Origin of the sequence: Glycocaulis sp., from assembly GCF_052168375.1 — a bacterium.
GTDB lineage: Bacteria > Pseudomonadota > Alphaproteobacteria > Caulobacterales > Maricaulaceae > Glycocaulis.
Window position 1 is genome coordinate 21,267 of sequence record NZ_JBQLZR010000092.1, and the last position, 6,054, is coordinate 27,320.

General features: G+C 64.8%; 6 protein-coding genes and 1 pseudogene. 3 read left to right on the forward strand and 4 right to left on the reverse strand.

What is annotated here, in order from left to right; genetic code table 11:
• Positions 1 to 22 precede the first annotated feature (22 nt).
• Both ACTS2Z_RS03635 and ACTS2Z_RS03640 read left to right on the forward strand, forming a co-directional pair.
• Complete coding sequence (locus ACTS2Z_RS03635) at positions 23 to 2,332, forward strand: penicillin acylase family protein (RefSeq protein ID WP_442571869.1); 2,310 nt, start codon at positions 23 to 25, stop codon at positions 2,330 to 2,332.
• A gap of 15 nt (positions 2,333 to 2,347) precedes the next feature.
• A complete protein-coding gene (locus tag ACTS2Z_RS03640) occupies positions 2,348 to 3,070 on the forward strand; it encodes a M48 family metallopeptidase (protein ID WP_442571870.1) in 723 nt (240 codons plus the stop codon).
• Here ACTS2Z_RS03640 and ACTS2Z_RS03645 read toward each other — a convergent pair.
• Together ACTS2Z_RS03645 and rpsU are read right to left on the reverse strand one after the other, a co-directional pair.
• Positions 3,067 to 3,408, reverse strand: coding sequence for a hypothetical protein (locus tag ACTS2Z_RS03645; protein ID WP_442571871.1), 342 nt, complete (start codon positions 3,406 to 3,408; stop codon positions 3,067 to 3,069). The two genes, ACTS2Z_RS03640 and ACTS2Z_RS03645, sit on opposite strands and share 4 nt — an antisense overlap.
• Positions 3,409 to 3,557: 149 nt before the next feature.
• Positions 3,558 to 3,791, reverse strand: a complete 234-nt coding sequence (gene rpsU, locus ACTS2Z_RS03650; protein WP_442571875.1) for a 30S ribosomal protein S21 — start codon at positions 3,789 to 3,791, stop codon at positions 3,558 to 3,560.
• 214 nt (positions 3,792 to 4,005) lie between these two features.
• On the opposite strand from rpsU, the gene ACTS2Z_RS03655 reads away from it, so the two are divergent.
• Positions 4,006 to 4,692 (forward strand): COQ9 family protein, encoded by a 687-nt coding sequence (locus ACTS2Z_RS03655; RefSeq protein ID WP_442571872.1) that lies wholly within the window; start codon positions 4,006 to 4,008, stop codon positions 4,690 to 4,692.
• 7 nt (positions 4,693 to 4,699) lie between these two features.
• Here ACTS2Z_RS03655 and rsmI read toward each other — a convergent pair whose 3' ends face one another.
• Complete coding sequence (rsmI, locus tag ACTS2Z_RS03660; RefSeq protein WP_442571873.1) at positions 4,700 to 5,461, reverse strand: 16S rRNA (cytidine(1402)-2'-O)-methyltransferase; 762 nt, start codon at positions 5,459 to 5,461, stop codon at positions 4,700 to 4,702.
• A 46-nt stretch (positions 5,462 to 5,507) separates the two neighbouring features.
• Positions 5,508 to 6,054: pseudogene (locus ACTS2Z_RS03665) on the reverse strand (penicillin-binding protein 1C); the annotation flags it as partial.

The window sequence follows — 6,054 nt, forward strand, 5'->3', positions numbered from 1 at the left end:
TGACGCGTGTGCGAGGGGGAAGATGATGGCCAATTGGATCATACGCGGCGTTATCGGCGTCGTGGCGCTGGTACTGGTGCTGACGCTGGCAGTTGCCGGCTGGGCGGGCTGGCGCTTTGCGGGTTCGCAACCGCGCGTCGACGGCGAGGTACGTGTTGAAGGCATCACCGCGCCAGCCACCATCGTGCGCGACCAGTACGGCGTGGCCCATATCTTTGGCGACACCGACGCAGACGTCTATTTCGCCCTTGGCTACAGCCATGCCACCGACCGCTTCTTCCAGATGGACCTCTACCGCCGCACAGCGCAGGGGCGCCTGTCGGAACTGTTCGGAGAGCGGGCGTTGCGAGCGGACATTCGCGCGCGCACCTACGGATTTCCGGAAGCTTCCCGCCACGCGCTGGCCAATCTCTCAGACGAGGCGCGCCTCGCCATCGAAGCCTATGTCAGCGGGGTGAATGCCCGTCTCGAGGAGGGCAATCATCCGCCGGAATACATGCTCCTGCGCACTCGCCCGGAACCGTGGACGCTGGCCGATTCCGCTTCTGTCGTGATCGTTCTCGCCGACGACCTTGCAGCCGGCGAGGGCGAGGACCGCGAACGCGCCCGCGCATCTCTCGCTCTCGATGCAAGCCTTCTCGATCAGTTCCTGACCGGGTTTCCTGACTGGGCACCCACCACGTTGAAGGATGAAGACATCACGGCCGCTTTCGGGGAGATCACCCGCGAAACCCTGCCGCCAGCGGGTACACAGCCCGACAATGAACCTGGCTCCAACGCCTGGGTCGTATCGGCGGACCGCACCGAGACGGGCGCGCCCCTGCTCGCCAATGATCCGCATCTGGGCCTGTCTGCGCCGTCCATCTGGTATTTCACCCGGCTCAATCTCAGCTTCGGGCCGGTCATCGGCGCGTCGCTACCCGGCACGCCCTTCATTACTCTCGGACGCAATGCACACGGCGCCTGGGGCTATACCAATACCGGATTCAAGGTGATCGACCTTGTCGAGCGCGACGCCGCCACCACCCGCACCAACACGCGCGTGGAGTCCATCCGCATCAGTGGCCGCAGCGAACCTTTCGAACTGACAGTGCGCGAGACCGAAGAAGGCCCTGTCCTCGACCCGCAATATTTCGACCTGACCGGCTATGATGGCGAGGCGCTTGTGGTGCGCCGCTCCACCGTTTCCGATCCGCGCAACCGGGTCGCCGATGCCACGCTCGCCATCATGCGCTCGACCGGCTGGAGCGATTTCGTCGAGGCCGGGCGTGGATGGACTGCGCCGATGCAGAACATGCACTATGCCGGTGTCGACGGGACAATCGGCTACACCACGGCCGGCCTTCTGCCCATCCGGGACGAGGCAGGCAACTGGACAGGCTTTGTGCCGTTCGAGGAACTGCCACGCGTCGTCAACCCGGCCGGCGGGTCTATCGCGTCCGGCAACAACCTGCCTGCGGGTGCGGCCTACCCCTACCCGCTGCCGGGCCGCTACGCGGTACACCGCGCGGTGCGCATCGAGGACATGCTGGCCGAACGCCGCCGCCATTCCATGGAGGGCTTTGCCACCATGCAGATGGATGTCACCTCCGCCCTGGCCGAGGCCATCCTGCCTGCGCTGCTGGCCGCGCAGCCCGAAAGCGAGCTGGGACTAGAGGCGCTCGCACGCCTTGAAGGCTGGGATGCGTCGCTAGACGCCGATGAACCCGAAGGTCTCATCCTCTCTGCCTGGCTGCGCGTTCTGACTGACGCGATCTGGTCTGACGAACTGGGCGACATGGCACGCTATTTCCGTGGACCCCGCCCGGTCTTCGTGCAGGACGTGCTGACCGGGGACGCGTCATCCTGGTGCGACAACATCACGACGTCGCCGGTGGAAACCTGCCCGGTTGTTGCAGGGCTCGCGCTCGACACTGCGATGGCAGAGCTTGCGGCCGCCAATGGCAGCGATCTGTCCGCCTGGCGCTGGGGCGATCACGCACAGGGCTATTTCGCCCATCCGATGGATTCCCTGCCCCTGATCGGTGACATGTTCAGTGTGCGCGTACCGGTGGGCGGCGACGGCACCACCGTCAATGTCGCCAATTTCAGCTATGCCGGAGAGGGCTTTGACATCGTGCACGCGGCCTCGCTGCGGGCGATCTACGATCTTTCCGACCTCAACAATTCGCGCTTCATCCATGGTCCGGGCCAGTCCGGCCACCCGCTCTCGCCGCACTATTCCGATCTGGCAGAGCTGTGGTCGCGCGGCGAGTACATCCAGATCCGCGATGACTGGACACCCGAGGCTGCGCCGGACGGTGCCCGGCAGCTGACCTTGCGTCCGAACTAGGACAGTATCGGGTCCATGCAGACCCGTACGATCGAGCTGGAAGGACAGAGCCTGACCTATCGTCTGCGCCATGCCCGGCGCCGGACGATTGGCCTGCGTATTGATGCTGATGGCCTCGTCATCACCCTGCCCCAGCGCGCGCCGGCCAGCGAGGCCGACCGGGTGGCACGCGCACGTGCAGGCTGGATATTGCCCCGCCTGGAAAAGTGGAGCGCAAAGGCCCAGCCCCGCTTCACCGGGGCACCCGGCCAGACGATCGGGTATCTCGGCCGGGACTTGCCGGTGATAATCACCGCCCATGACCGCGCCCGCACACTCGTAACTCTGGACGGTGACAGCTTGCAGGTGCGTGTCGATGAACGCATGGACCCCGCCTTGCGCAATGCGGCGGTGTTCCGGGCAGTCAGGCGCTGGCGGGCCGATACGGCGCTGGCCTTCTACACGCCCCGGATCGGGGCCTATGCAGAAGCCCTGGGGCGTCCGGCGCCTCTGGTGAAGGTGCGCGCGCAGGAATCGCGCTGGGGCAGCTGTTCGTCAGACGGCGTCATCCGCATGAATGTCCGCCTCATCGCCTTCCCCGAAAACGAGATCGACTATGTGTGTGCGCACGAAGCCTGCCATCTCATCGAGATGAACCACTCCCCGCGTTTCTATGCCCTGCTGGACCGCCTGATGCCTGACCACAAGGCTCGCCGCGCCGCCATGCGCGACCGCACACCGCCTGGACATGCGTTCTAGCCAGCAGAACCGGCGGATTTCGTGGTGAGCTGGCGAAGGAGCAGACACGCCATGAGACCGGAAACGAGTGCGCCAATCAGGCTGGCCATACCCAGCTCACCGCGCACCGCATAGTCCGCGACAGAGCAGGACAGCACACCGGCGGTATAACCGAAGGCAAACACAAGCGCGGCCGGGGCATGACGGGCCGGCAATATGGCAGCCACCAGTAGCAGCGCACACAGGATCAGGTCGGGGACGAGAAAGAGATTATCCGCCCGCCACGAGTTATTGATGAAAAGGAAGGCAAAGGTACCAACGCTAATGGCAATGGCAGCAAGCCTGGCCAGTCGGAGCATGATAGCCTCCCAAAAAAGGTGAACAGTGTTCACTATTGAGGGGCCATCGCCGGAAGTCCGTCAATAAAATTATCCGGACAACACAAAACGCCGCGCCGGAATCACCGGCGCGGCGCAATGATTTTCAACCCTTGACGGGTAAGCAGAGCCTAGCGGCGCGCGGAAGCCGTGCGCGGCAGCAAGCCTTCACGCTGGGCGCGCTTGCGGGCCAGCTTGCGGGCGCGGCGGATAGCTTCGGCCTTTTGACGGGCACGCTTTTCCGACGGCTTTTCGTAATGGTTGCGGCGCTTCATCTCGCGGAAAGTACCTTCCCGCTGCATCTTCTTTTTCAATGCCTTGAGCGCTTGCTCGACATTGTTATCGCGCACGACGATCTGAACGATGACTTACTCTCCCAGGTCCTGCAACGGGTCCGGCCTTGCCGATCACCCAAACTCCAACACGAATTGGCGGGGCACGCACGTCTTTCGATCGCCCGTTCCGCCGGAAACTTTGCGATGAGGCGCGGGTGTTACCAGAGGCTTGCCCTTGTGTCCATACGCCTCGCGGCATGCTGACGCGATGACGCGCAGCCAATTTCACACTAGATTGCGCCGCATGAGCACGCAAAGCACCGACAAAGAACCCGCCTCCCGTCTTAACCGTTCCCGCGCTGACACCGCGCGTGCGCGCCTTCTGGAGGCGGCTCTGCCCCATGTGCCCTTCGAGGGCTGGTCAGACAGTGTCCTGCGGCGTGCTGCCCGCGATGCGGGCATGAGCGAGGACGAAGCAGCTCTCTACTGCCCGGAAGGCGTCTTGAGCCTGATCGTCTTTTGGTGGCGCGAGCTTGATGATCAGGCGCGAGAAGCGATTCTCTCTGCCGAACGCCCCGCAAAGATCCGCGAGCGTATTCGCGATAGTGTCCTTGCCCGTCTCGACGCTGCCGCCGGTCAGGAAGACGCAATGGCCCGTGCCCGTGCACGCCTTCTCCTGCCCGATGGCCTTGCCACGGGTGCTGAGCTCGCGTGGAACACGTCCGACATGATATGGCGGGCAATAGGCGACACCTCGACCGATGCAAACTGGTATTCCAAGCGCGCCATACTGACGGGCGTGTGGACCTCCACGCTCGCCATCTGGCTGTCCGAGCGCGAGCTGGAGAAGCCGCAGACCCGTGCCTTCCTCGACCGGCGCATCGCCAATGTCATGGAATTTGAAAAGGTGAAGGCGGGCGTCAACAAGCAGCTTGCCCGCCTGCCGGATTTCGCCGCCATGGCTGCCCGGCTGCGCTACGGGACGCGGTAGGGGCAACTCACCTCTTCTTCTTGCCGCCATCGGGCGTGTACTTGTTCACCTTCTCACGCACCACGACAGCGCCTGCGATGACGATCACCGCTTCGCCCAGCGGTGGCTCTTCATAGCGCGCGGCCAGTTCGCTCAACGTGCCGCGATGCACGCGCTCGAACGCCTTGGTCAGTTCGAACGCGACCGCGCCCTGCCGTTCGCCCAGCACCTGCGCGGCATCGGCAAGCGTCTCGGCGAGACGCTGCGCGCTTTCCATGATGATGAGAGTTGCCGGATCGGCAACAAACGGCTCCAGCCAGCGCTGCCGCTTGCCGCCCTTGCGCGGCGCAAATCCCAAAAAAGTGAAACGGTCGGTCGGAAGGCCCGAGACCGACAGGGCGGTCAGCACCGAAGACGGGCCGGGAACCGCACTCACCTCGAAGCCTGCCTCGATGACAGCGCGCACCACCCTGTAGCCGGGATCGGAAATCGCCGGCATACCGGCATCGCTGACCAGAGCCACGCTCTCACCCTGCTCCAGCAGCTTCACGATACCGGCCGCGCTCTGCTGCTCGTTATGGTCGTGACAGGCGATGAGGCGCGGCGGCGTGATACCGGCAAGGTCCAGAAGGCGCCGCGTGGTGCGGGTATCCTCGCAGGCTATGACATTGACCTCCGACAGGATGCGCGCCGCGCGCGGCGGCAAGTCTTCAAGATTGCCGATCGGTGTCCCCACCAGCCAGAGCCGCGGGCCGTCATAGGGCGTTTCAAGATTTCCAGATGCGCTCATGCCAGTTCTTCTAGCGCGCCGAGCGCCACACGCCAGCCCCCGGCGCTCAGGACGGTTCGGCCATGCGGACCCTGACCCGCGTGCGGGCGCTGCGGCCCGAACCATCGACAACGGTCAACTCGTAGAAGCCCGGGCCTTGCGGCTGCCAGAGCGACTGACCAGCCGCATCAACCGGCAAGGGCGCGCCGCGCTGATACCAGCGCAGATCACGTCCGCCGCGCGCCGACAGGGCAAAGCTGCGCTCGGTGCTGTCTGACCAGACTTCCGCGCCGTCTGGCGGAAAGATGATTTCCGGCCCCATGGCATCAGGCTCGAACCTTGCCAGCGGGCCACGCGCTTCGGGCAGGACGGGGCCCTGTGGAAGACGCGAGATGCCCTGTGGATCGCGCCTGACCAGCACATCAAAGATATCAAAGAGGGCAGGCAAGGCCGCCTGCCGCCCCGTTGCGCCGGGTCGCGGTGCGCCGTCTGCCCGTCCGACCCAGACCACGACCGCATAGCCGCCCGCCACGCCCGCCGCCCACGCATCGCGAAACCCGTAGGACGTGCCCGTCTTGTAGGCGATGGCAGGAGCCCCTGCCGTCAGCCGGGCC